Source organism: Emticicia fluvialis (assembly GCF_024793945.1).
Classification (GTDB): Bacteria; Bacteroidota; Bacteroidia; order Cytophagales; family Spirosomataceae; genus Emticicia; species Emticicia fluvialis.
The window spans coordinates 1-25,925 of record NZ_JANUSD010000014.1; the positions used below are offsets into that span (position 1 = coordinate 1).

The 25,925-nt window shown below is 43.3% G+C and carries 19 protein-coding genes; 8 read left to right on the forward strand and 11 right to left on the reverse strand.

The window, feature by feature from the left end; all coding sequences use genetic code 11:
* Positions 1–155: 155 nt before the first annotated feature.
* From NZ848_RS15935 to aroQ, 4 genes are all read right to left on the reverse strand, one after another.
* On the reverse strand, positions 156–1,448 hold the full coding sequence (locus NZ848_RS15935; protein ID WP_253528020.1) for a TolC family protein: 1,293 nt from the start codon (positions 1,446–1,448) through the stop codon (positions 156–158).
* A 170-nt stretch (positions 1,449–1,618) separates the two neighbouring features.
* On the reverse strand, positions 1,619–4,723 hold the full coding sequence (locus NZ848_RS15940; RefSeq protein ID WP_259016351.1) for an efflux RND transporter permease subunit: 3,105 nt from the start codon (positions 4,721–4,723) through the stop codon (positions 1,619–1,621).
* Positions 4,724–4,756: 33 nt separating this feature from the next.
* Positions 4,757–5,863, reverse strand: coding sequence for an efflux RND transporter periplasmic adaptor subunit (locus NZ848_RS15945; protein WP_253527991.1), 1,107 nt, complete (start codon positions 5,861–5,863; stop codon positions 4,757–4,759).
* Positions 5,864–6,234: 371 nt separating this feature from the next.
* Complete coding sequence (gene aroQ / locus NZ848_RS15950; RefSeq protein WP_253527960.1) at positions 6,235–6,663, reverse strand: type II 3-dehydroquinate dehydratase; 429 nt, start codon at positions 6,661–6,663, stop codon at positions 6,235–6,237.
* An 84-nt stretch (positions 6,664–6,747) separates the two neighbouring features.
* Here aroQ and xerD point away from each other — a divergent pair, with 84 nt between their 5' ends.
* The 6 genes from xerD (at position 6,748) to panC (ending at position 14,502) form a co-directional block, all read left to right on the forward strand.
* Positions 6,748–7,665: a site-specific tyrosine recombinase XerD gene (xerD, locus tag NZ848_RS15955; RefSeq protein ID WP_259016352.1), complete on the forward strand. Its 918-nt coding sequence runs from the start codon at positions 6,748–6,750 to the stop codon at positions 7,663–7,665.
* Between the two features lie 30 nt (positions 7,666–7,695).
* A complete protein-coding gene (locus NZ848_RS15960; protein ID WP_259016353.1) occupies positions 7,696–8,655 on the forward strand; it encodes a 1-phosphofructokinase family hexose kinase in 960 nt (319 codons plus the stop codon).
* The gene (locus tag NZ848_RS15965; RefSeq protein WP_253527925.1) at positions 8,624–9,370 is read left to right on the forward strand and encodes an alkaline phosphatase; all 747 of its coding nucleotides are present in this window, start codon (positions 8,624–8,626) and stop codon (positions 9,368–9,370) included. The genes NZ848_RS15960 and NZ848_RS15965 overlap by 32 nt, the downstream gene beginning before the upstream one ends.
* Positions 9,371–9,669: 299 nt before the next feature.
* Positions 9,670–13,215 (forward strand): PAS domain S-box protein, encoded by a 3,546-nt coding sequence (locus NZ848_RS15970; protein ID WP_253527922.1) that lies wholly within the window; start codon positions 9,670–9,672, stop codon positions 13,213–13,215.
* Positions 13,190–13,591, forward strand: a complete 402-nt coding sequence (locus tag NZ848_RS15975; protein ID WP_253527919.1) for a response regulator — start codon at positions 13,190–13,192, stop codon at positions 13,589–13,591. The genes NZ848_RS15970 and NZ848_RS15975 overlap by 26 nt, the downstream gene beginning before the upstream one ends.
* A 68-nt stretch (positions 13,592–13,659) precedes the next feature.
* Entirely contained in the window at positions 13,660–14,502 is an 843-nt protein-coding gene (gene panC / locus NZ848_RS15980) for a pantoate--beta-alanine ligase (protein WP_259016354.1), read from the forward strand.
* 12 nt (positions 14,503–14,514) lie between these two features.
* Here the strand turns inward: panC and NZ848_RS15985 are convergent, their stop codons facing one another.
* From NZ848_RS15985 to tsaE, 3 genes are all read right to left on the reverse strand, one after another.
* Entirely contained in the window at positions 14,515–14,919 is a 405-nt protein-coding gene (locus NZ848_RS15985) for a hypothetical protein (RefSeq protein WP_259016355.1), read from the reverse strand.
* Positions 14,920–14,985: 66 nt separating this feature from the next.
* Positions 14,986–16,203, reverse strand: coding sequence for an alanine dehydrogenase (locus NZ848_RS15990; protein WP_101725855.1), 1,218 nt, complete (start codon positions 16,201–16,203; stop codon positions 14,986–14,988).
* Positions 16,204–16,235: 32 nt separating this feature from the next.
* A complete protein-coding gene (tsaE, locus tag NZ848_RS15995; protein WP_259016356.1) occupies positions 16,236–16,640 on the reverse strand; it encodes a tRNA (adenosine(37)-N6)-threonylcarbamoyltransferase complex ATPase subunit type 1 TsaE in 405 nt (134 codons plus the stop codon).
* Positions 16,641–16,860: 220 nt separating this feature from the next.
* On the opposite strand from tsaE, the gene NZ848_RS16000 reads away from it, so the two are divergent.
* Together NZ848_RS16000 and rodA are read left to right on the forward strand one after the other, a co-directional pair.
* Positions 16,861–18,762 (forward strand): penicillin-binding transpeptidase domain-containing protein, encoded by a 1,902-nt coding sequence (locus NZ848_RS16000; protein ID WP_259016357.1) that lies wholly within the window; start codon positions 16,861–16,863, stop codon positions 18,760–18,762.
* Between the two features lie 61 nt (positions 18,763–18,823).
* Entirely contained in the window at positions 18,824–20,098 is a 1,275-nt protein-coding gene (gene rodA, locus NZ848_RS16005) for a rod shape-determining protein RodA (RefSeq protein ID WP_259016358.1), read from the forward strand.
* Positions 20,099–20,113: 15 nt separating this feature from the next.
* On the opposite strand, the gene NZ848_RS16010 is transcribed toward rodA, so the two are convergent.
* From NZ848_RS16010 to NZ848_RS16025, 4 genes are all read right to left on the reverse strand, one after another.
* Entirely contained in the window at positions 20,114–20,986 is an 873-nt protein-coding gene (locus NZ848_RS16010) for a glycoside hydrolase family 16 protein (protein ID WP_259016359.1), read from the reverse strand.
* Between the two features lie 93 nt (positions 20,987–21,079).
* Positions 21,080–23,236, reverse strand: a complete 2,157-nt coding sequence (locus NZ848_RS16015; RefSeq protein WP_259016360.1) for a TonB-dependent receptor — start codon at positions 23,234–23,236, stop codon at positions 21,080–21,082.
* A 251-nt stretch (positions 23,237–23,487) separates the two neighbouring features.
* Positions 23,488–24,576 (reverse strand): Gfo/Idh/MocA family protein, encoded by a 1,089-nt coding sequence (locus NZ848_RS16020; protein ID WP_101725851.1) that lies wholly within the window; start codon positions 24,574–24,576, stop codon positions 23,488–23,490.
* Positions 24,577–24,645: 69 nt separating this feature from the next.
* Positions 24,646–25,797 carry a hypothetical protein gene (locus tag NZ848_RS16025; protein WP_259016361.1) on the reverse strand — a complete coding sequence of 384 codons (1,152 nt, stop codon included), beginning with the start codon at positions 25,795–25,797 and terminating at the stop codon, positions 24,646–24,648.
* Between the last annotated feature and the right edge of the window lie 128 nt (positions 25,798–25,925).

Genomic DNA, 25,925 nt, shown 5'->3' on the forward strand with positions numbered 1-25,925 from the left:
ATCTTCATCTTCTCTTTGTGTTGCACCTCTAAGATAACACTTTTTAGAGGAACAAAGAAAAATCCCCGCGTCTTTTTTGACCGGGGATTCCTATTTTTTAGACCTTTTTAGACAGCCTCTTTTATTGTGTCAGGTTATTACGTTCTGTTTCCGGTTTACTTTACCAGTTCACCACTCAGGCGCAACAGTTGCAGTTCAGAAATCTTGATGTTAAACCGGGCATTGGTAAGGCGGTTTAAAGAGGTATTCAGGCTGCGTTGAGCTTCGTTTATTTCAAGAATGGTTGAGCCCCCCAATTTAAATTTCTCCAACGATATTTTCATGTTTTCATCAGCCACCTGATTATACTCTTCTTCCAGTTTCAGAATCTCCTTGTCAGTCTGGTATTGATTATAGGCTCTTATTAAATCGTTTTCCATTTGCACTATCCAATCCTGTTCCTGTGTTTTGGCAATTTCTGTATTAATCTTGGCTGTCTGTATCTGCCGGCGAACAATCTGACCGTTGAAAATATTCCAGGTTAAGCCTATACCGGTATTTAAACCGTAGTTCTGGTTATACAAAAACAAACCTGCATTGGTTTTGCTCAGTGAGTATCCCAGAGACGAATTAAGCGTTACGCGGGGTAACTTGAACGATTCTGCCTCTCTTTGCTGGATGATAGTAATATCTGTTGATTTTCTCAAAGCCTGCAAGTTTTTATTGGCTGTACGGGCTCTGCTTCTGAGTTCTTCCTGCGACGGGTCAAAAGTAAGTTCTACAACCTCCTGCACGTCAAAGTTCAGGTTTGGGTCTCTGGCCAGCAGGTTGTTCAGAGCAACCTTCGCATTTCTCATGTCTGTTTTAGCCTGTATTAACAAGCTGGTCTGTGTGCCTATATCAGTTTTAGACTGCAGATAATCCAGTTTAGAACCCTTACCGAATTCCCAGCGTTGCTGTGTAATGTTCAGGCGCTCTTCATAATACTTAATAATAGTTTCAAGAAAACGCACCGTTTGTTTCTGGCGCATTATTTCATAATAAGCTGCCATTACATTAGCCATTGTGTTTTCCATGGCAATGCGCGTCTGAATCTGGCTTAACTGGTTCTGGTTCTTCAGCCGGTCATAGATGGCATACATGCGTTTGCCGTCATAAAGTGTCCATGTAAAGGCCACGTTGGCAGAAGGCGTAAGGTTGGTACCAAAACGGTTGGTTTCACTACCGTTGGCCAGTTTCTGTTTAACTTCGTTAAAGGCAGTACCTGCATTGGTGTTTAGGTCTACTCTGGGTAGCATACCTGCATTGCCTTTAAAAACCTGTGTTTCTGCTGCTTTTTGTTGTAAAGCTGCAATTTTAACATCAAAGTTTTTTTCCAGCGCCAGGCTTACGGCGTTTTCCAGTGTCAGTACTTCCTGTGCAATTGATGATTGGGCAACGAATAATAGAAGAATAATAAAATTTTTCACGTTGTTATATTTTATCTGAGTTTCATTGGTTCAGGTTAAGTATTGGCTAATGAAACTATGGTAATGATGCTTCTGAAATTTAATGCTGGCCTCAGCCATTCATTAATAAATAGGCAATTGAATCTTAATAGTTGAAAATGGTTAGCCGGGGGGCTTACCCCCGGCTAATATCAAGCTACTTCATGTTCAGACTCGTAAGCGATTTTTTCAATCTGTTTCATGCGTTCGTAGTTTTTAGAACGCGACAAGAATGAATAGATGGCCGGAATTACATATAAAGTAAGAACCAGCGAGAACAACAGACCGCCCATAATAACAATACCCATCGACATCCGGCTTCTACCGGCGGCGCCCAATGCAAATGCAATTGGTGCAGCGCCCAGCACGGTGGCAAAGGTGGTCATCAGAATAGGGCGGAAACGCATGGCCGCTGCTTCAATAACGGCTTCTTTTATGCCCATGCCCTTTTCGCGTAGCTGATTGGCAAATTCTACAATCAGGATACCGTTTTTGGTTACAAGACCTATGAGCATAATCATACCAATCTGGCTGAAAATATTCAATGTCTGGTTAAAATACCACAAAGAGAACATTGCACCGGCCACGGCAAGTGGTACGGTAAGCATAATAATGAAAGGGTCAACGAAACTTTCAAATTGGGCAGCAAGAATCAGATAAACCAAAACAAGCGCAAGAATGAAGGTATATAATGTGTTGGATGAGCTTTCGGCGAAGTCACGGGATGAACCTGAAAGCGCTGTTCTGATTGATTCATCATTCAGCCGGTCTCTGATAGCATCCATTGCTTTAATACCGTCACCGATGGTTTTACCAGGCGCAAGGCCCGCAGAAACAGTGGCACTCATATACCGGTTAAAGTGGTATAATTGTGGCGGGCTGCTTTGCTCTTCTGTTTTAATGATGTTATCCAGCTGAATCATTTCACCCAGATTATTCTTTACGAAAGTACTCTTCAAATCAAGAGGTTCGTCACGATTGGCGCGGTCAAACTGACCAATAACCTGATACTGGCGGCCGTTCATGGTAAAGTACCCGAAACGCTGCCCTGCAAAAGACAATTGCATATTTTGCGCCACATCAGATACCGAAATGCCCATGCTTTTGGCTTTCTCGCGGTCAATGGTTACTTCCAGCTCTGGTTTATTAAATTTCAGGTTCATGTCAGACACCACAAAAGTAGGGTCTTTAGATACCTCATCCATAAACTTAGGCATGTATTCGCGCAGTTTCCCAAAATCAGGCGCCTGAATTACATATTGCACCGGCAACCCTCCGCGGGCATCAACCGAAATGGTTTGTTGCTGAATAGCAAAAGACCTGGCATCAGGCATACCTTTCAGCTTTTTGGTTACAAAATCTACTATTTCTTGCTGCGAGCGTTTCCTGTCTTTTTTGTCTTTCAATGCCACGCGTACCATACCTGTATTAGGTGAACCAGAACCCGAAAAGCCGGGTGCTGTAATGGTCATAATCCCTTTCGCTTCCGGAATAGAATCCTGCAACATTTTACCCATTTTCAACATGTAGTTGTCCATGTATTCAAAAGAAGAGCCTTCGGGGGCTGTGGCAGAAATACGGAACCAGTTGCGGTCGTCAAGTGGCGCCAACTCCTGCTGAATGTCTTTGCCGAAGAACCAGATAATCCCCATCGTTGCGAACAGAATAGGCACAGCCAGCCAACGCATTTTCATAAAGCCTTTCAGGCGTTCACGATAACTGTTAATCATGTTCTCAAAAAACGGCTCTGTTTTTTCATAAAACCACGAGCGTTTGTGGTCTTTTCTTACCAGATAAGCATTAAGCATCGGGGTAAGTGTTAAAGACACAAAGGCGGATATCAGAACCGCCGAGGCAAGCACAATACCAAATTCACGGAACAGCTTACCTACAAAACCCTGCATGAAAATAACCGGTAAGAATACCGACGCAAGCGTAATGGAAGTAGAGATAACGGCAAATATGATTTCATTAGACCCCTTAATGGCGGCCTCAACGGGTTTCATGCCTTCTTCAATCTTCTTATAGATGTTTTCAGTTACAACAATACCATCGTCAACCACAAGACCGGTTGCCAGTACGATAGCCAGTAGCGTTAGCACATTAACCGAGTAACCCAGCAGATACATCACGAAGAATGTACCTATCAATGAAACAGGTATGTCTATCAATGGTCTTACGGCAATAATCCAGTCGCGGAAGAAAAGGAAAATGATAATCACAACCAGCACAATGGCAATAATCAGGGTTTCGCCTACCTCTTCCACCGAGTTTTCTATGAAAACGGTATTGTCAAGCAATACGTCCATTTTATAATCTTTGGGCAGGTCGCGCTTAATTTCCTCTACTCTTTTCTTGATTTCTTTTGAAATCTCCAGGTAGTTAGAACCCGGCTGAGGGACAATAGCCAGACCAATCATCGGGATTCCGTTGAGGCGAAGAATCGTTTCTTCGTTCTCCGGCCCAAGCTGAATGGTGCCAATATCTTTAAAGCGGATGATTTTATCGCCAATTGTTTTTACAATCAGATTTTCAAAGTCAGTTTCGTTTTTAAAACGTCCAACTGTTTTTACGGTTAGTTCGGTGTTGTCACCTGCCAGCTTACCGCTAGGCAGCTCTACGTTTTCGCGGTCAAGCGCCTGCTTTACATCCTGGGTGGTTACACCCTGCGACGCCATACGGGTTGGGTCCATCCAAAGGCGCATGGCATATTTTTTCTGCCCCCATATCATTACCGAGCTAACACCTTGAATAGTTTGCAGACGTTGAGCTACCACGTTTTCGGCCATGTCACTCACCTCCAGGTGGGTACGGGCTTCACTCTGAAGCAACATACTCATGATAGGGTCTGAGTTGGCATCGGCTTTAGATACAACCGGAGGGGCATCAATATCTTGTGGTAACTGGCGCACAGCACCCGATACCTTGTCGCGTACGTCGTTGGCAGCACGTTCCATGTCTACGCCAAGCTCAAACTCAACCGTAATCTGGCTTGAGCCGACGTTTGAAGAAGAGCTGATAGATTTGATACCCTCAACGCTGTTCAGCGCTTTTTCAAGGGGTTCGGTAATCTGAGACTCAATGATATCTGCATTGGCTCCGGCATAGGCAGTTCTGACCGACACCACCGGCGGGTCAATAGACGGGTACTCACGTACACCCAGATAAGTATAACCAATAACACCAAATAAGATAATGATGAGGTTCATCACTATGGCTAAAACCGGGCGTTTAATGGATATGGTTGATATAGACATATTTTTACGAATTTCAATTCAATGCTAAAAACCTTATTTTACAACCTGTTTTACTTTTACAGGAGCATCTTTTTTCAATGCCATTATACCACTCACAATCAGCGAGTCTCCGGGTACCAGTCCGCTCGTAATCTGAATACTTTTGTCGGTACGCAAGCCTGTTTCAACCATTTTTTCGGTCACTTTTCCATCTTGCATTACATATACCTTTTTACCTTTCAGAATAGGAATGATGGCTTCTGTTGGAACCATAATTGCTTGCGATATATCAAGGTCTACGGTTACTTTTACAAACATACCGGGTATAAGTCTGTCGTTAGGGTTCTGAGCAATGGCTCTAACTTTCAGCGTGCGCAGGTTCGGGTCAATTTTAGGGTCAATGGCATTAATAGTGGCAGTGTAAATCTGGCTTTGCCCTTCTACTTCAAACTTAACCGCTGAGCCTAGCCTTAACTGAGTTGAGTATTTTTCAGGAACAGCAAAATCAATTTTTACCGGATTGGTCTGTACCAGTGTGGCAAGGCTGATACTTGGCGTTACATAAGCACCAAGGCTGACATTTTTGAAACTTATTTTACCTGCAAACGGGGCTTTAAGAACTGTTTTGTCCAGGCTGGTTTCTATAAATTCCTTATCGGCAGCAAGGGTATTCAAGGTGTTAGAAGTAATTTCATACTCCTCGCGGCTGATCGCATTAATTTCAAGTAATTTTTTCTGGCGGGCATCGGTTTGTTTAGCCAGCTCAATCTGGTAGTTTAGTTTCTTCAACTGTGCCTGTAAGTCGTTATCTCTTATTTTGGCAATTGTTTGCCCTGCGGCAACGCGGCCACCTTCTTTAATGGTAAGAGAAACGATTCTGCCAGATGCCTCGGGCATTAGCTGTACTTCTTCGTTTGGAAACACCGTACCCGGCGACGTAACGGCGTTGTCAAGCTGTGCAAAACCTGTTACAAAAATATTTACGGCTGTTGCAGGGCCACCACCACCGGGGCCTTTGGCACCTCCTTTGTCACCCCCTTTGCCGGCGCCACCGCCACCACCGGGCCCCCCGGCCATTTTATCATCAGGTTTGCTGAATAAGAAAATTTTGCCTAGCACTAAAACTACAATAATTGCAACAATGGTAAGTATGGTACGCATAGAACGCATTTTAAGATTTTTCTTTTTAGAGAGAGTTAGTAAATAAAAGGTATAAGTATTTAATAAACGGCTAGCGTATGTAAAAGGTTATGGATTATATTAATATGCCCAACTGAATTTCAACGCTATAATTCACGAAGTTAAATGATAAATGTCATTGTCTGATTAAATAAACGACAAATTAGTCTAATTTGACGACTATTCATTGAAAAACGTATCATAAGCATAAATGCCCGGTTTTAAGCATAAAATCAGTATTAAGAGAACATAAATAAATGCTTAAATTTAAAACTGAAAGGTGGCTTTTGAATAGCTTTTTTCAACCGGCAGATTTATTGGCCTGTAAGCCCCTTTATGTGGTTTTTGGCAGGCTACACTATAAAATACCGTATGGCCATTTCGTAACCTTTCAAGCCCAGGCCGCAAATCATGCCTTTGCATCGGCTGGTAAGGTAAGAATGATGCCTAAATGCCTCGCGGGCATGTATATTAGAGATGTGCACCTCTACTGCCGGGGTTTTAATGGCCGATAGGGCGTCGGCAATGGCAACTGATGTATGCGTGTAAGCGCCTGCATTGATAATGAGGCCATCAAATGCTACCTGACCATAGCCGGCTTCATGAATTTTGTCAATAATGCTGCCTTCGTGGTTAGACTGATAATAATGAAGTTCAATATCAGGAAATAACTGCTTTAGTTCGGCTAGATAATCCTCAAAAGTCTGGCTTCCATAAATATGTGGCTCTCTTTTACCAAGCAGATTCAGGTTGGGTCCGTTAATTATAATTATTTTCTTCATCAGAAAAACAATTGAATAGATGATTGAGTATTTTTATGGCAAGTTACGAAAACCATTCGTGTTTACTGTATAAAAATTACGGTTTTGAATTGGCCCATCTATATTCAACATTTTAAGAATTACCTTCGGCTGGAGCGGTCTATGTCCGAAAACTCCATTGAAGCCTACTTAAGAGATGTTGAAAAACTAAGCCAGTTTGCCGCCATGACCGACCATAATCCGGGTCCGGAGCAAATCAACGATCAGGATATTTCTGATTTTCTGGCCTACATCAATCAATTCGGGCTTACGGCCACTTCTCAGGCGCGCATTTTATCTGGTATCAAATCTTTCTACAAATATCTGGCGCTTGAAAACCTCATCAAAACAGACCCCACCCAGTTAATTGAAGGCCCTAAAACCGGCAGGAAACTTCCAGACACGCTGTCGTTTCCTGAAATTGAGCAAATGCTGGGCATAATTGATATGTCTACGAATGAAGGCACCCGAAACAGGGCAATTCTGGAAGTGCTATATAGTTGCGGCGTGAGGGTGTCTGAACTGGTTGATTTGAAACTAACCAATTGTTACTTTGATATTGGTTTTGTGCGTGTAATTGGTAAGGGCAATAAAATGAGACTGGTACCCATTGGGCGAGACGCCGTTAAGTTTACCAATATTTATCTTGAAACGGTAAGGAATCATCTGGATATCAAGCCTGACGCACAGGATGTGGTTTTTCTAAATCGGCGGGGACGGCCTTTAACTCGGGTAATGATTTTTCTGATAATAAAAGAACTGGCCGAACGTGCAGGTATTCATAAAAGTATTTCGCCACATACTTTCAGGCATTCTTTTGCTACGCATCTCATTGAGGGCGGGGCAGACCTCCGCGCCGTGCAGGAAATGCTGGGGCATGAGTCAATTACTACCACCGAGATATATACACACCTCGACAGAGCGTTTTTGCAAGAAACCCTACGGAGTTATCACCCCCGGGAGGATTTGCACCCCAAACAATAAGAAATGATTAAATCCGTAAAACAGATGAATATGAACCAACACAAAATTGTTACCCTTACAGCCAGCCCCGCTGTTGACAAAAGCACCAAATTCGCCGGCCTGGTGGCCGAGCAAAAAATAAGATGTGAAGCGCCACAGTATGACGCAGGCGGCGGAGGTATTAATGTGTCAAAGGCCATTAACCGGCTGGGTGGCAATAGCCTGGCCGTTTTTACTGCGGGCGGGGCCTCAGGCGATATGCTACAGGAATTGATAAAGCATGAAGGTATTGATTGCCATATTGTAAAAACCGCCAGCGAAACCCGTGAAAATTTTATTGCAGTAGATACCAACACCAATGCACAATATAGATTTGGCATGCCTGCACCAATGGTTACAGAAGCCGAAACGGCGGCATTATTAAAAGCCATTGAGGCTCTGAAACCCGATTATCTGGTGGCCAGCGGCAGCCTTCCGGCAGGGGTTGATAACGATTTCTACGAAAAAGTAGCAGCTATTGCAAAAAAAACCAACTCAAGGCTGGTAGCAGATACGTCTGGCATACCTTTAGAAAAAGCCATTGAAGAAGGCGTTTATCTGTTAAAACCGAACCTGAGCGAGCTTGCCAGGCTCGTAAAAACTGATAAACTGGAAATTAATGAGGTAGATGACGCAGCCACAGAAATTATAGCCAAAGGAAAATGTGAAATTGTGGTGGTGTCGCTGGGGCCGCAGGGGGCTATTCTGGTTACTGCTGATACCTGCAGGCACGTGCCTGCGCCATCTGTTCAGAAAAGAAGTACCGTAGGTGCCGGCGACAGCATGGTTGGGGGTATGGTATGGGCTTTGTCTGAGGGTAAAAGTGTAATAGAAATGTTGCTTTGGGGTGTAGCCTGTGGGTCGGCGGCTACTATGAACGATGGCACCCAACTGTTTAAAAAAGAAGACGCAAATAAATTATATAACTGGTTAGTAACTTATGAAAAAAAATATCAGACTCGCCATCATTAGTATGTTGCTTATGGCTAATCAGGCCTTCGGACAGCTCATGCACTCGCATAACGATTACGAACATGCAAGACCGTTTTATGATGCCTATGACCTGGGGTTTGACTCAATTGAGGCCGATTTGTATCTGAAAGACGGAGACCTGTATGTGGCCCATGACTGGAAAAACATTGCAGAAGACCGCACTTTCAAAGCTTTGTATCTGGAGCCCCTTCTGGCACGGATAAAAGCCAACAAAGGCTATGCCTACCCGGATAAGAAAAAGCTTTATCTGCTGCTGGATCTGAAAAAAGATGGCAGGTTGATAATGGCAGAACTGGAAAAACTGCTGAAACCACATAGAAAAGAACTGAAACACGTACAGATTACCATAAGTGGCGACATGCCCAAGCCGGAAGAATTTGAGCAGTACGACAAACTTTTTTACTTTGACGGCCGCAAAACAACGGTTTATTCTGATAAAGCCTACAAACGTGTAGACATGGTGAGCGCCAGCTTTACAGATTTTGGCAAGTACTGGCCCGGTAAGCAGGAGATGCCCGAAGAAACCTACCAGAAAATAAGTGAGTTTGTGATGTTTAACCATGCGAGAGGAAAAAGGGTAAGGTTATGGGGTACTGCCAATACATTGCTGACGTTTGAGACATTAAAAAAACTAGGTGTTGACTTTATCGGTACTGATGATTTGCAGTTACTGAATAATTTTGTATTAAAATAAGATTTTATTTCATTACTTTTGTATGCTGAAACACCAGGCGCTGGTAAGCTGCCCGGTTTTTTAGTTTAGCCTGATTGCTGGCTTTGAGTGAATAAGGGTTCAACCGGAGAGTTTTTCAACTTCTTCCGTTTCTGCTTGCTTATTCTTAAGCGATAAAACTATAAACTGTTAAAGATTATTAATTGCTAAACTTGAGTTAAGAATATTTAAACTACAGGTAAAGACATCATGCTTAACCGAATTCTACCCAGAATTTGATCGGTTACATGTTGCCCTATCTCAGCCCAAAATGATTACTAATGTCCGTTTTTACCAAACAGTTTAACATTCTGGTTGTTGAGGATAACCCGGATGACGTTTTCCGTGTAGAAAAATATCTTTCTGACGGCGTACTTAATAATCAGGTCTTTTATGTCAGAAGCCTGGCTGAAATGAAAGTTCAGCTGCTGGCAAGCAAACCCTTTGATATTATTCTGTTTGTTGTAGATGCCAATTGCTATAATGCTGAAGAAAGGCTGCAAGAGGCCCTGAGCTCGTCTATGGACCTGCCCGTTATCATTATCAGCGATTCGGTCGATAAAAACTTTAGTATCAGAAGCCTTTCTATGGGTGCCGCCGATTTTCTATTCAGACCCGAACTGAGCGCTTCGCTTCTTTACAAAAGCATTCTTTACAGCCTTGAACGCAAAAAAAATCTCATCTCACTCAGGGAGTCAGAAAAACGTTACAAAGAATTGTTTCATCTGAACCCGGTACCTATGTGGGTATATGAAATTAATTCATTTCAGTTTCTGGATGTAAACCAGGCGGCCATTGATTATTACGGGTATTCTAAAGAAGAGTTTCTGAAAATGAATATTCTTGACATCCGCCCTAAAGTAAACATACCAGAAGTAATTGCGCTCATAAACGACTTTAAGAATGAAGGGAAGCGGCTTAAGCGGATTACCCGACACCTGAAAAAGAACGGAGAGATTATTCATGTTGAAATTGCAGGTAACATGATTGATTTCTCGGGCAGAAAAGCAAGATTAGTGTTGTCGACAGACATAACAGAAAAGCTGAAAGCCGAAAACGCACTGCGTATCAGCGAACAACGTTTCAGGGCATTGGTACAGGAAGGTGCCGACCTGATGACAATTATTGACAACGACTTTACTTTTCAGTACGTAAGCCCTAATCATGAATCTATACTGGGCTATTCACCTGATACCTTAATACACCAGAATGCCTTCAGCTTTATACATCCTGATGATGCCCCCAGGGTTTCAGCCGCAGCTAAGGGGCTTAGGCTGCAAGGCAGCATTACAATTGCGCCTTACCGGGTTATGCATACCAATGGTAGCTGGGTCTGGATGGAAACCACCATTACTAATCTGCTGAAAGACCACACGGTGCGAGGAATTGTTTCCAATTCGAGAGACGTAGGAAAAAGACTGGAATATGAGCGAATGCTTCGCGAGTCTAACGAGCGTTATGCGGCTGTGGCTCAGGCAACAAGCGATGCCATCTGGGATTATGATTTACGGGTGAAACGTACTTTTGTTTCGGGCGACGGCTACCTGAAGTTATTCGGGTATCCGGTAGTAAATGATTACCTGGAAGCCAATTTCTGGGAAGACCACATACATCCTGATGATGCCTGCCGAGTGAAGAAGGAAATTGAGGTGGCTTTAACCGGAAAAAATGAGCAGTTTGCTGTTGAGTATCGTTTTCAACGTGCCGACGGCGACTACGTGTATGTATTAGAGAGGGCATTTGTTATTTACGAGCAAGACCAACCCATACGTATATACGGTGCCAAACAAGATATAACCAGCAGAAAGTACCACGAAACCATGCTGGAAATAGAGCGGGAAATTTTTGAGATTAATGCCACCGGAGACGTGCCATTTGAGCGCATTCTTGAAAAACTGACTGTTGAGATTGAGCGTCTTATTACCGGTGCCATTTGCTCTGTAGTAATGCTGGACGAAGAAAACAGAATCAACAAAGTTGCGGGTAGCTCTGTTCCTGCAGAATTCTCAAAGGCGATAGACGGGCTGGCCATCGGGCCACGTACAGGCTCGTGCGGTACTGCCATGTGGCGCGGCGAAAAAGTAATTGTTACAGATATTGAAACCGATGTACTTTGGGAAGATTTTCGGGTGCTGGCTGCTGCATTTAACTTTAAAGCGTGCTGGTCGGTGCCATGTAAAAAAAGCAATGGGGTGGTGTCAGGCAGTTTTGCTACTTACTATACTACCCCAAAGTCTCCGAAAGACCACGAAGTTAAATTCATTGAGAGAGCAGCCAACCTTGTAGGTATTTTGCTCGACAACCGCGAGGCCGGTGAAAAGCTGAGGAGGTCTAAAGAGAGATATGATATTGTGATGAAAGCCACCAGCGATACCATCTGGGATATGGACCTTACCAGAAACCGCATCACCTATAACAAAGGGATTAACAAGGTTTTTGGATACCCGCCAGAATATGTTCAGGTAAATGATGCCCGCCTGTGGTGGGAACAAACCGTACACCAGGAAGACAAGAAGAAAGTATATGATTTTCTTAATAATGTATTTGAAAAAAAACAATCAAACATAAAGTTAGAGTACCGTTTCCGCTGTGCCGACGGCTCATATAAATATGTATATGACCGCGGTTTTATTATGTTAGACGAAGAGAAGAACCCTGTAAGAATCATTGGCGCTATGCAGGATATAACCCGCCAGAAAGAAGAAGAAAACCGGTTGAGGCAATTGGAGTCTGTTATTACAAACACAAAAGATGCGGTTCTCATTGCCAATACAATTGGTAACGACAGCGCCAACCCAATTATAATATATGTAAACGATGCCTGCGCTCTGATGACAGGCCACACACCCGGCGAACTGATTGGTCAACCCCTGCTGGCTTTTTTGAGGCAGAGCCCAAGCGTAGCAGAGTTAAGCAAATTGGAAGAGGCATTTATTAAATGTGAACACTGTGAGGTTGAGCTGAAAAACCAAAGAAAAAACGGTGAAGATTTCTGGATGAATGTATCTGTGGCACCGGTGGCAGACCCCGGCGGAAGGTTTACCCACTGGATTTCTATACAGCGAGACATAACCGATAGAAAACAGCGGGAGCTTGAAAAAGAGCAGTTAATAAAGGAATTGAACCAAAGCAATGAAGATTTAAAACACTTTTCATATATAACTTCTCATAATTTTAAGGCACCTTTGTCAAATCTTATCGGATTTCTTAATATTGTTGACGAAATGTCTATCGATAACCCTGTATTGTTACAGATTATTCAGGGTTTCAGGGTTTCAACACATTTGCTGAATGATACCATCAGCGATCTTATTGATATTCTGGTTATCAGAGACAACGGTTCAATCGAGATTGGCCATGTGCGGTTCGATAAGATTATGAAAAAGGTATTAACACAACTGAATTATCAGGTGGAAGAATCAGAAGCAGAAATTACTACTGACTTCAGCATGGCACCCGCAGTGGTGTTCAACGATACTTACCTTGAAAGCATTTTGATGAATCTGACCACCAATGCAATCAGATATCGGTCATACTCCCGAAAAGTAAAAATAAACATTAAGACAAAATATGAAGGAGATTTTGTTATTTTGACTTTCGAAGACAATGGAATTGGTATTGACATGAAGCGACACCGTGAAAAAATGTTTGGTTTGTACCAGCGGTTTCATGACCGGCCCGATAGTAAAGGCATGGGTTTGTACCTGGTTAAATCACAACTTGAAGCATTGGGTGGCGCTATTGATGTTGAAAGCAAAATTGATTGCGGTACCATGTTTATTTTAAAATTTAAAGTTAGGTATGATAAACAAGCTACTTTGCATTGATGATGACATGACCACATTGATGCTCATTAAAATGGTGACTGAGAAATCAGCTTTTACGAAAGAGGTGATTACAGCATTAAGTGGTAAAGAAGCTCTTGACTACTATAAAACGCTGCTTGATAAGCCCGAAGAAGACACCTCAGACTACCCGAGCCTGGTCTTTCTTGATGTAAATATGCCTGTTATGAGCGGTTGGGAGTATCTTGATGAATTTGTGGCGGAGCTATACCCCAGGTTCCCGGATACGAAAGTAGTTATTTTGTCGTCGTCTACTAATCCTTTCGATAAAGAAAAAGCCAAGCAATATCCAATCATTATTGGTTATATATCTAAGCCTATCACCACCGACCTCCTCAGAAAACTGGTTAAGAAATAAGCATTATTTGTTAAATTTGCGGTGTTAATATCTGCCGGGTATGGGCAACCACCAAATTTATTCAGCAAATGATTGTCTTTTCTTCTATATCAGCCATACAGTCTTTCTTAAAAAATCAGCAAAAAGCTGGTAAAACAATTGGCTTTGTGCCAACCATGGGGGCGCTTCATACAGGTCATATCTCTTTGATTGAGGCTTCGAAACAAGAAAACAACCTGACGGTCTGTAGTATTTTTGTGAACCCCACACAATTTAATAATGCCGATGACCTTAAGAAATATCCGCGCACACTTGAGGCAGATAATGAGATGCTTGAGGCAGCAGGATGCGATGTTGTATTTGCTCCATCGGCCGATGAAATGTATCCGGTCTTACCTCAGATGAAGTTTGACTTTGGTATTCTGGAAACAGTAATGGAAGGCAAATTCCGTCCCGGTCATTTTAATGGCGTAGGAATAGTGGTTTCCAAACTTTTTAATATAGTAAAGCCAGATAAAGCCTATTTCGGGCTGAAAGACCTGCAACAAGTAGCGGTTATCAGAAGAATGGTAGCAGATTTGAGTTTCGACCTCGAGATTGTTCCCTGTGCAACACTTCGTGAGGCAGACGGTCTGGCTATGTCATCCAGAAACAGACGGCTGTCAGCCGAAGGCCGTCAATTAGCACCCAACATTTACAAGGCCTTGCAGTTGGCTAAAGAAAAACTTCAAGAAGGCGCATCTTCGTCAGAAACTCAGTACACCATTGACATTTTTTTTAAAACTATACCGGCCATTGAGCCTGAGTATTTTGAAATTGCTGATTTTGATACACTTGAACCAATAAGCCAGGCAGGCGAACCAGGAAAAACAGCCGTTTGTGTGGCGGCTTTTCTGGATGGAGTAAGGCTGATTGACAATATCGTGTTCTGATTCCAAAGACAATCAGTCTTCCGGAAACGGCACAAAAACAAAACCGGCAAATTCGTTTTCAATCACAAAAAGGCAACAGTATTCCTCAGGGTTTTTATAGTTTTCTTTAAACAACTCTACCGATTCTTCACCAATTAGATTGCGTTGCACAAATTCATCAAGAAATGAGGCTTTGTAATCAAACTGGGTCTTGAAGTCTCCCCGGCCAAAAAGTAACTGACCTACTTCAACAGGTGTGCGGGTTACTACAAAAACTGGGTGTTCAGAAAACCCACGTTTACGAATCTGATAAGATGCTTCTTTCAGGTGATCGGCCACAATGATAAAATCTTCTGAAATCTTACCCATTATTTTTTTGTCTAATTCGGGCGAATTAGCGTCGTCAAGTATTGTATTTTCGTTTGAATGGTTAATCATGTCTTTTTTTAACTGATTGATTGAACGGTTGCACTGATAAACAAAACTGCCTTTACCAACAATCTTTTACATTCTGGCCGCAATTAGCAGGCCAAGGTCTTTATAGCGCAGGTTAAACCTTTGCGCCAGCGGAAGGTTGGTAAGGCTGCCTTTGTAGCTATATACCCCTTTGGTAAACCATTGTTTGGCAAAAATCATTTCTTCAATGCCGCCTACTTTGCCTGTTTTAAGTAAAAAAGGTGTAAAAACATTGCTCAGGGCAATGCTGGCCGTATGCGCCACACGAGATGCAATGTTGGGTACACAATAATGTGTTACACCGTATTTCTGGAATGTAGGCTGCTTATGAGTTGTCATTTCTGAGGTTTCAAAACAACCGCCCTGGTCAATAGATACATCAATAATAATAGAGTTTTTTTTCATGGCCGAAACCATTTCTTCTGTTACAACTACCGGAGCTATGCCGTCTTCGGCGCGCATGGCGCCAATTACCACGTCAGCGCCCGACAATTCGGCACCCAGTGTTTCAGAATCAATAATAGAAGTGTAAATCTGTTGCCCAATGGTATATTTTATTCTTTGCAGTCTGTAAATGTGCTGGTCGAAAACCTTTATTTCTGCCCCAAGTGCATAAGCGGCACGTGCGGCATATTCGCCAACGGTGCCTGCCCCGAGTATAACCACCTTGGTAGGCGGCACGCCGGTAATACCACCCAGAATAATGCCTCTTCCGTTGTGTACGCTGCTTAGTAATTCTGCCGCAACCAGCATTACTGTGTTTCCGGCAATTTCGCTCATGGCCCTTATAATGGGCAAGCCGCCAACTTTGTCCTGAATTAGCTCAAAAGCAATACCGGTTATTTTTTTCTCATTCAGTCGTTCAAAATATTTCCTGTCAAGATTGGGTACATTCAATGCCGATATTACCGTCTGGTCTGTTTTCAGATACTCGGTTTCTTTTTCGGTAAGCGGCTCTATTTTAAGTATAATATTGGCCTCAAAAACTTCCGCCTGCGAGTAGACAATTCTGGCTCCGGCTTCGCTGTACTCGTTGTCGGTAAACTTGGCGGCATCGCCAGCGCCACTTTCCAGAATTACCTCATGGCCATTTCTTACAAGCAGGCTTACGGCATCGGGGGTAAGGGCAATGCGGCTTTCCTGCAGCGATGTCTCCCTTGGCAGGCCAATAAATAGGCTTTTATCTCCCTTTTTTATCATCTCGGGCGACTCCTGCGTGTAAAGCACCGATTGCCTTGCTAGTTCAGAAACAGATTGGCCTGTCATAGGTTAGTTATTATTTAGTTTGCTACGTTGTATTAATTCAACCACAAATTTCGGCTTTTTTCATCAATAACCGATAGCCGTATTGTATAACAATTTTCAGGCAGAAGAGATTCTACTTTTTCGGCCCATTCAAGCAGGCATATATTGCCCGAATCTAAATATTCTTCCACCCCGAAATCAAGCGCTTCCGATTCCTGTTTAAGTCGGTAGAAATCAAAGTGGTAAACGGTGTTACCTGTGGCAGTGAGGTATTCATTTACAATTGAGAAAGTAGGGCTTTGTACAGCCCCTGAAATGCCCATTCTGCCTGCTATAGCCTTAATGAGTGTGGTTTTACCGGCGCCCATTTCGCCTTCAAATATCCAGATAGTCCTTCCGTTTGCCTTGGCAATAATGGTGTCGGCAGTGTGGTCCAGATCATGAATGGTATATGTCATAAATTTAATACCCGTTAAGTAATCAATGCAAAAATCGCATAAATCCATGAAATATTCCAATCGGTTGGTATTTAATAAATTTCTGAAAGAAAATTTACTTTTTCTGGCTTCAAAAAATGTTTTTATGTTGTTTTTTGATGAACTTTGTTACACGAAAACTACGCCCCCGTGTGGTTATCCTTTCACTTTTTCCCAATTCCTTTTTTTGTAAGTTTTTTTTATGTTTCAGGACCGCAAGCAGGTAATCCTAGGCGTTTTCTTTGCTATTTGTGCTGTTTACCTGTCAAGGTTGTTATATCTGCAGGTGATAGACAAAACCTACCATTCGGTAGGGTCAACAAATGCCATCAGAAAAGAATGGCAGGTGCCTGTTCGCGGACAGATCTATGACCGTAACGGTAATTTGCTGGTGGCTAATGAAGACGTCTACGATATGTATGTGGTGCCGGGCAAAGTAAAAAAACTGGATACTTCTATGTTTTGTGCTTTGCTGGGTATAACCAAAAACTACATAGACAGCACCATGGCAGCGGCCCGGTCATATTCGCGCAACAGGGCGTCGTTGTTTCTACGGCAATTGTCTAAAGAAGATTACGCGAGGGTGTCTGATGCCATGCTTAATTTTCCGGGGTTTTCGTTTGAGTTGTCTTTTTTCCGGACCTATCCGGCGCATACGATGGCCAATGCCTTAGGGTATATTGGCGAAATAAGTAAAATGGCTTATGAGAATCAGGAAGTGGAGTATTACAGGCGTGGAGACTATGTGGGCATAACCGGCCTTGAAAAACAATATGAATTGGAATTGAGAGGAAGGCGAGGTGTAAAATTTACGATGATGAACGTAAAAGGAGAATTTAAAGGCTCTTATGCTGATGGCAAGTATGATACACTGGCTGTAATTGGTAAAAATTTATACACGTCTATTGATATAGAGGTACAGCAACTGGCCGATAGCCTTTTTAATGGTAAAACCGGCTGCGCTGTTGCCATTGAGCCATCAACAGGCGAGATTCTGGCTATGGGTTCTTACCCTTACTACGACCCCAACATACTGTCTGGAAAACAGTTTGCCAGAAATTTTAAAGAATTATACAGGAATCCGGACAAACCACTGAACGACCGTGTGGCAACCGGTTTTTTCAGGCCCGGCTCTACGTTTAAGCTTGTGCAGGCACTGGTAGCCCTGCAAATGGGAGCCATCAGTCCGTCAACCGCCTTTCCGCTAGGTGGCGCGCCGGTAAAATGCCATCCGCATGCCGGTTCACCCAACGACTTGCACAATGCTGTCCGGTTTTCATGTAATCCTTACTTTTATCATGTATTCCGCAAGACCATGGCCATGGGTACCGAGACCAACCCTTTCAGAGAAGCGCCGGTAATGCTTAGTAAATGGCAACAAATGGTGGCCAGATTCGGTTACGGAAGCAAACTGGGCATAGACCTGCCAACCGAATCAAGCGGTTTGCTGCCGGGTATAAAATATTATGACAAACGTTATGGTGCGCATCAGTGGAAATTCTCAAATATTTACTCTTTAAGCATAGGTGAAGGAGAAGTATCTGTAAATATGCTGAAAATGGCTAACTTAGCAGCCACAATTGCTAACCGGGGCTATTGGATAACCCCGCACCTTGTAAATGGAGTAGGGCAGCAGGCTAAAGGGGTGAATACGGCGCTGAAAGAGGTGCATAAAACAGATATTGACCCGAAGCACTTTGAAGCCATTATTGGGGGTATGCAGGATGCCGTAGAGCGCGGAACTGTATCTGGTGGCGCAGGAATTGTGCCGGGTATAGCAATATGTGGCAAAACAGGTACTTCTCAGAATAAAAAAGGGAAGGATAATTCGGTTTTTATAGCGTTTGCACCAAGAGAGAATCCTAAAATTGCCATTGCGGTAATGGTGCAGAATGCCGGTGCCGGAGGCTCTGTTGCTGCGCCGATTGCCACGTTGCTGATTGAGAAATACCTGAAAAGGAAAGTGGAACGTCAGGAACTAAAAGAAAGGATGGTTAACCTGTCAATAAAAACAGTTGAGGCCATGGCTGCCAGGAAGCAGGCCGGTGTACCGACAAAAACAAATAACCATGCGTTGGCATTGGCAGCGCAGCCCAAGCATTAAAATAATTACTAAGAAATTTTACAGCACCTAATAAATAATCAGCTAAGCATAATTAGAAAACATGGCACGTGACATTGACATCAGAGAAGGAATTGACTGGACAACCATCTGGCTTTATATAGCCCTGGTTTTTTTTGGCTGGCTGAACATCTACGCAGCGGTATATAACCCTGAAAACCCTATTGAAATTATTTCGTTATCACACAATGCAGGCAGGCAGCTGATATTTATTGGTACATCATTTTTTCTGATTCTCATCGTATTGTTTATAGATTATAAATTCTATGACTCCTTCGCCTATATATTTTATGGGTTTATTATTCTTGTTCTCATTGCCACCATATTTCTGGCCACTGAAATTAAGGGTTCTAAATCGTGGATTAAGATAGGCACCTTTTCGCTTCAACCCGCCGAAATATCCAAAGTTATTACGGCATTGGCTTTATCCCGGTTTCTGAGTACCCAGAACGTGAACATCACCCGTTTTAAAGATGCCCTGGTGGCTGCTGTAATAGTGCTGCTGCCGCCCATAATTATTATTTTACAAAAGGAAACCGGCTCGGCGCTTACTTTTGCTGCTTTTATAGCTGTTTTTTATCGCGAAGGCCTACCGGGTATCTATCCGGCATTGGGTATATCGCTGGCAATTTTGTTTGTGCTTACACTGTTTTTCTCTAAATTATACATCATACTGGGTATTGCGGTGCTTTGTGGGTTATTCTGGTATTTTTTCCTGAAACGCTACGAACGCACCACCCAGAATATCTTCAGGCTTGTGGCCGTGTTTGCCATAGGCTCAATATTTGTATTCAGTACCGATTTCTTTATAACCAAAGTGTTGAAACCACATCAGCAAAAGCGTATTCAGATATTGGTGAACCCGGACTCGGACCCGTTGGGTGATGGCTGGAACGTAACACAATCAAGAATTGCCATTAGTTCTGGTGGGTTAATTGGCAAAGGGTATTTACAGGGTACTCAAACCAAGTTTGATTTTGTACCTGAGCAGTCAACTGACTTTATTTTCTGTACCGTAGGCGAGGAGTGGGGCTTTCTGGGTAGTTTAATTGTAATACTGATTTTTGCAGCATTGCTTAACCGTATTATTAATCTGGCTGAAAAGCAACGAAGCAAATTTGCCAGGATTTACGGCTACTGCGTGGCCTCAATTCTGTTTTTTCACTTGCTGGTTAATATCGGTATGACCATCGGCCTGATGCCCGTTATTGGTATTCCGTTGCCTTTCTTAAGCTATGGGGGGTCGTCGCTTTGGTCGTTTACCATTCTTTTATTTATCTTCTTAAAGCTGGACGCCCACCGGAGCTACAGAGTATAAAAGTAAAAGGGCGAGTTAGTCGCCCTTTTGGTATATCCTTACGTAGTCTACTTCGTAGGTAATCAGGTCTTTTTGGGGTTTGCCGCCATTGCCGCCCAGTGCCTGGTTAAGCAACAGGTAATGTTCTTGCAAAAAGCCGTTGCTGCCGTCGGCATTAATTGTTTCGGTAAGCAAAGTGGTGTTGAGTAGCTCATCATCCAGATAAAGGCGGATGGCGTCTTTGTCCCAATCCATGCGCCAGATATGAAATTTCTTCACCCAGTCTTTATCTCTGGCGGTGAATTTCGCCAGCGGTATTTTCTCTTCATCCCATTTGGCCACATAAGGTTTGTCGGTTCCCCAGGCTACATTGGCCAGTATGGTTGGTATTCCTTTTACCCTATAAAACTCCATCAGGTCAACTTCACCGTTTGATGGCCAGGGTTTGCTGATGCCCAGGGTCCAGATGGCAGGCCATGAACCCAAAGAAGAGTCTATACGTGCTCTCACTTCAACTCTTCCAAATTGCCATTGTTTCAAGCCACGGGTCTGGATACTGGCAGAGGTATATTCAGAGTAGGCTCTGTTTTTTCGCCAATCAGTGCTGCCTGACTCATAGTTCGGGTTTTTGACAGCCTCTTTACGGCCTTCAATTAGCAGCACCCCATTTTTTATTGAGGCGTTGTCTGGCTGGTACCATTGTGTTTCCTGATTCCTCACAAACCCTTTTTCGTATTGCCAGTAATTAGGGTCTGGCTTGCCATTGCTGTTGAACTCATCATGCCAGATGAGTTTCATACCTGCTATTGCTTTGGGTTTGGTGTTGTCTGGCTTGTAAGCTGAAATACTTTGTGCATTTACACCAAAATGCGACAAGACAATGCCTGCCATAACCAATGATTTTTTCATAAGATACTGATGAGTGAATTTTGGGCAAAGTTCTCATCTTTTATTCAGAAAATCAGTAAGCGCCATTAAAATAATATTTCTGTTCCGGTGGGTTTAGAAGACGTTGAGCCTGGCACCTATAAACCCTCTGATACGTTGCATGGGGGCATAGTTATAGCTGGGGTCAAACTGTTCGCTGAAAGGAGCATCAGCTCTGAAAATCGGGTGCTGAGGTATAAAATTGGTTAAGTTTTTTAAACCCCCGTATAGTTGTAAACCGTTTTTCAGGCGTTTGGTCAGTTGTATGTTATGCAGCCCGAACCAGGGGGAGTATTCGGGGCGGGTGTCGCCGTATTCCCGAACCACCGGCAGGCGCATAGGGCTGTAAAGATTGCCGGTTAAATCTATTGTTAGCTGTGCTTTTTCTAAGGCATAGCTTAATGAATAATTGCCCGTAAAGTTGGGCGTCTGAATCTGATTGATTTTAGTGCCGTCTTTTTCAATCCGGTACACATCCATCAGCGTTGCGCCAATAAATGCTTTAATGCCTGAGGTAAAGGCGAATTCGCCATTCAGTGCTATTCCTTTAGAAATACCATGCCCTTTCAGGTTGTCGTACACTACCAACTCCGGGTCCTGGTCGTAATCGGCAATGATTTTATTGGCAAAATAGGTATAGAAGGTATTGAACTGAATATTACCATAACCGTTACTTAAGGCAAAGAATTTATGGTAGTCGAGGTTAGCATTGTAAGAGCGTTCAGGTTTTAGTTCATTTTTTATCACTACTTTGCGTGAGCCTGTCAGAGCGGCGTGGTCTTCTGAAAAGAGATTTACCACGCGGTAGCCATTACCAAGGCTTAATCTGAAAATATTGTCTTTGTCGGGCGTAAACTTCCAGTTGAAACGGGGTGAGAAAATGCCGCCATGTTTTGAGTTATAGTCGTAGCGCAGGCCAACCAGCATTTTGTTTTTGGCGCCAGCCGTAATTTCGTCTTGCACAAATATACCCGGCAGCCATATTTTATCTGGCGCATTGCCAATGCCAGGTGTCTGGGTAATTACGGTGTTGTCATCATAAAACGTATTTCGGAGCGTTGCTCCGAACAGTGCGTCATGGTTTTTGTGCAGTTTTTTGTCCCAAAGCAATTGCCCGAAAGCTATTTTTTGCACGGCTACATAGGCGGTTGTTCCATATACCGAGTTCTGGTCGTGCTGATTGATGGAGAAATTAAGCGTAACTTTTTCTTTGTCGAACGGCAGCTGATAATTACCCAGCAGCTCCCAGCGTTTAGTAAAGATAGACTCGCCGTAAACTTCACTGCCGCCTCTGTTTATTCTCTGCCACTGCATTTCTCCGCCAAATCGGTCTTCATACACATAGCGGGCAGCCAGATTAAAAGCCCTGTTTTGCGGTCTTTGAAATGACCACTTGTTGAATAACGATACTCTGTTCTGGAGCGTAACATCGGTAAAATTATCCTGATTGATATCTACTCTGTTGCCAAATACAAAATAGTTGCCGGAAAACAGCGTTGTAGCATTGCCGACTTTTGCCTTGATGCCGGCATCGAAATTGTTTTCCAGGTAACTGGTCGTGTTCCAGTCGAAACTCAGTTTAGGTGCCTTTGTCGGATTTTTGGTTATAACATTAATTAACCCACCAACTGCCTCAGAACCATAAAGGGTAGAGGCGGGGCCTTTCATTACCTCAATGCGTTCAACAATGGAATTGGGGATACCACTGAGCCCATAAACTGTTGACAAGGCCGAAACAATGGGCATGCCATCTATCAGCACCATTGTATAGGGACCTTCCATGCCATTGATATGGATGTCCCCGGTGTTGCAAACATTACAATTCAGTTGCGGACGAACCCCATTGACCATCGAAAGTGATTCAAATAGACTAGGTGTAGGGTTTTTTCTGAAAAACGTAGGATTCAGTATCTGTATCGGTGCCGGAGAATCATTTATGCCGGTTTCTTTCATAGTTCCGGTTACTACTACTTCATTCAGTTGTGCGTTTTCTTCTTCAATTTCAATTAGCAGATTCACGGCTTTATCGGCAGGTACATTAACGGTCAGTGTCTTTGTTTTATATCCAACACTTGATACCAGCAGCGTTTGTTTGCCCATTGGGGCATTCAATATTACAAATTTGCCATCTTCATTGGCCTGGGCGCCTACGGTTGTACGGGCTATGGTTATGCTGGCAAAACTCACAGGCTTGTCTTTAGATACCACAGTACCTCTTATTTCGCCTGCCATAACAGGTGTAATCCAGCAAAAAAGTGAATAAAAAATAAGTATATAAAAAAATCTCATATTGTTCTAATCAAAAATTTCAAAATTACATAATTCAAAATTAGAACTATAAAATTAAATTTCAAAATATTGCTAAATATATATTTAGATTAAGCTAAATATGTAACAATGTTGCAAGAATGAAAAATTGAATTTTTTGACCAACAAAAAAGCCACCCCGGCAGAGGTGGCTTTAAAAAATAAAATATTTATTGTCAGGCTGTAATCTTGACTGTTCCGCCAGATTGCGCTGCTTTATAAATTGCTTCAACTACAATTATATCTCTCAACCCTTCTTCGCCGGGGGCAATCAGTTTTGTGCCATTCATTAAGGCAAGGCAATCTTCGTCTAACTGTTTGGCCTGCTGGCTTTTGATGGGGTAATCTATTACTCCGCCCGAATGGCTGCCTTTATTACCATTATAGGCAGAGAAAGGCTCCATTTTCAACCAGCCCTTGTCATAATTTACCTGCAGGTAGTTCATCTGAATGCCAAAGCTGGTATGGCAGGCTGCAACGGCTCCACTCGGAAACTGCAATTGAAACAGCATGGTTTCTTCAACCTCTTTGTAGATTTCAGGCCTATGCACAATAGCCTGCGCCGAAACACTGATGGGCTCTTCGCCGGTTGCCAGTCTGGCACCTTGCAAGGCATAAACGCCCATATCTGGCATACAGCCTCCGCCAAGGGCTTTCTGCTGTTTCCAATGGGTGGTACGGCCGTCTACATAGCCTGCGCCGCAGGCAATCATGCGTGGCTTACCATATATTTTTTCACGGCCAATGCGCATAAACTCCTGGGTGTTGGGGTCATGCTGGCAGCGGTAGCCTATAGCCAGGCTCACTTTATTATCCTGGCAGGCTTTTATCATTGCTTTGCAGTCGGCAACGCTGGTTGCCATGGGTTTTTCGCAAAACACGTGTTTACCCGCTTTGGCGGCGCGTACTACGTATTCGCGGTGCATACTAGGGGGCAGTACCACATAAACTACGTCAATATCCGGGTTATTGGCTATTGAATCGAAGTTCTGATAATTATAAATGTTTTTATCAGGTATGTTGTATTTCTTTTTCCATTGTTCTGCTTTGGCAGGGGTTCCGGTTACGATTCCGGCCAGATAACATTTTTCGGTTATCTGTAAAGCCGGTGCCAGCAGGTCGGTGCTATAATAACCCAGACCCACCAGGGCAATGCCCAGTTTGTCTTTTTTAGGAGCCGTACCGGCCAGCAAAGTATGCGGCGAAAACAAGGTGGCCGCTCCACCTACAGCTAAAGATTTGATTGCGTCTCGACGGGTAAACATAGTTTTTGAGCGTTAAGATGAATACTGAAATTTTAATGGAATACACCGCAGTTATACACCTGCTGCGTATTAATATCGATCATAAAATCTTCTGATTCTACCGGTTACCTGGTCATAAATGGGTTTGGTAAACTCAATAAACAATTGTTGGGGTGGCGGTGGCATCAACTCGCGGCGTTCAGCCAATGCCCTTTCGGCGGGTGTCAGGGCGCGCTCATCTCCATTAAAGGTCGCCCATTCATTTACCCAGTTATATTCTCCCGGAATCTCCTCTCGTAACAATACTTTGTTGGTCTGAAAATCGAAAATTTCTAAAGCCAGTAAACCTCTTGAGCGCACCACCTTACGAGCGCGCGTAAGTTGTGCCGTTACTTTTCCGTAAACCGGTACTTTCTTGCCGTTAATGGTAGCTTCACCGGTTTTTACGCTGTCTTTGCTGGTAACGGTGGCACGGTCGTTGGTCAGGTTGGTTTCCCCAACTACAAAATCTACAATTTCAAGCCTTACTACCTGGTCTAGTTTGAGTTGCATTTTGGTGGCTTCATCAGGCGAGTAAAACTGCACAAAGCGGTTCATGCGTCTGTTGGTTCTTACAAATTCCTCAATTTTGTCCTGAAAATACTCATTACTGTATTGAAACAGGCGAGAGTTGATTTTCGGTTGCTCCAGCACTATATGGTAAGAGGCGGCATTCAGGGCGTCGTCCATGCGTTGCCCTGCATCTTTATAGTTGGGCGCATAAGTGGTAATGCGTTCCAGATGATTGTAAGCAGCTCTGGCTGCTTCGCGGCTCATTGGGCGGCTGTTTAATAAATCTGTTGCAAGGGCATAGCGTTCTGCTGCGGCTTTTTCACGGGCGCTTTGTTCCTCGCTGAAATAACTTTGCGGATTCACCAGTCTGCGGCATGCGGTGCAGCGGTCTATGGCGCGTTGCATGTCATTAAGCCTGATGTAGTAATTGAGCACCACTTCCCACCTGAACTGCTGGTTGGCCGCTTTGGTGCGTTCTATATCTCTTAAAAATTCTTGTTGCGCATGCCTGTAGGCTTCCGGCAATACAGCAGAAGCTTTTTTGTTATCTGTATCTTTTGATAATTTTTCTGTTGCCTGAAACACAGCCTCATAATAATTGCCCTGCTCTAATGCTTTTGTGCCACTTCTGGTACATGCGGTCAGCACAAAAAAAGAAATAGCTGTAATGAAATAAATAATGGTTCTCATTAAAAATCGGTTGATTCAAAGGTATTTATAATACGTGTGCAATATACACTTTTTCTTTACTTAAAGTTTTAGGTGCGCCCTAAAACAAAAAAAACGGGATGCATGAAAATCACGCATCACGTCTGGTC

What these genes read in the sequence shown, in the direction of transcription:
- NZ848_RS15940 (WP_259016351.1), bottom strand. Translation starts at nt 4,723, where the DNA reads ATGTCTATATCAACCATATCCATTAAACGCCCGGTTTTAGCCATAGTG.
- NZ848_RS15945 (WP_253527991.1), bottom strand. Translation starts at nt 5,863, where the DNA reads ATGCGTACCATACTTACCATTGTTGCAATTATTGTAGTTTTAGTGCTA.
- aroQ (WP_253527960.1), bottom strand. Translation starts at nt 6,663, where the DNA reads ATGAAGAAAATAATTATAATTAACGGACCCAACCTGAATCTGCTTGGT.
- NZ848_RS15960 (WP_259016353.1), top strand. Translation starts at nt 7,696, where the DNA reads ATGAACCAACACAAAATTGTTACCCTTACAGCCAGCCCCGCTGTTGAC.
- NZ848_RS15965 (WP_253527925.1), top strand. Translation starts at nt 8,624, where the DNA reads ATGAAAAAAAATATCAGACTCGCCATCATTAGTATGTTGCTTATGGCT.
- NZ848_RS15970 (WP_253527922.1), top strand. Translation starts at nt 9,670, where the DNA reads ATGTCCGTTTTTACCAAACAGTTTAACATTCTGGTTGTTGAGGATAAC.
- NZ848_RS15975 (WP_253527919.1), top strand. Translation starts at nt 13,190, where the DNA reads ATGATAAACAAGCTACTTTGCATTGATGATGACATGACCACATTGATG.
- panC (WP_259016354.1), top strand. Translation starts at nt 13,660, where the DNA reads ATGATTGTCTTTTCTTCTATATCAGCCATACAGTCTTTCTTAAAAAAT.
- NZ848_RS15985 (WP_259016355.1), bottom strand. Translation starts at nt 14,919, where the DNA reads ATGATTAACCATTCAAACGAAAATACAATACTTGACGACGCTAATTCG.
- NZ848_RS15990 (WP_101725855.1), bottom strand. Translation starts at nt 16,203, where the DNA reads ATGACAGGCCAATCTGTTTCTGAACTAGCAAGGCAATCGGTGCTTTAC.
- tsaE (WP_259016356.1), bottom strand. Translation starts at nt 16,640, where the DNA reads ATGACATATACCATTCATGATCTGGACCACACTGCCGACACCATTATT.
- NZ848_RS16000 (WP_259016357.1), top strand. Translation starts at nt 16,861, where the DNA reads ATGTTTCAGGACCGCAAGCAGGTAATCCTAGGCGTTTTCTTTGCTATT.
- rodA (WP_259016358.1), top strand. Translation starts at nt 18,824, where the DNA reads ATGGCACGTGACATTGACATCAGAGAAGGAATTGACTGGACAACCATC.
- NZ848_RS16010 (WP_259016359.1), bottom strand. Translation starts at nt 20,986, where the DNA reads ATGAAAAAATCATTGGTTATGGCAGGCATTGTCTTGTCGCATTTTGGT.
- NZ848_RS16015 (WP_259016360.1), bottom strand. Translation starts at nt 23,236, where the DNA reads ATGGCAGGCGAAATAAGAGGTACTGTGGTATCTAAAGACAAGCCTGTG.
- NZ848_RS16020 (WP_101725851.1), bottom strand. Translation starts at nt 24,576, where the DNA reads ATGTTTACCCGTCGAGACGCAATCAAATCTTTAGCTGTAGGTGGAGCG.
- NZ848_RS16025 (WP_259016361.1), bottom strand. Translation starts at nt 25,797, where the DNA reads ATGAGAACCATTATTTATTTCATTACAGCTATTTCTTTTTTTGTGCTG.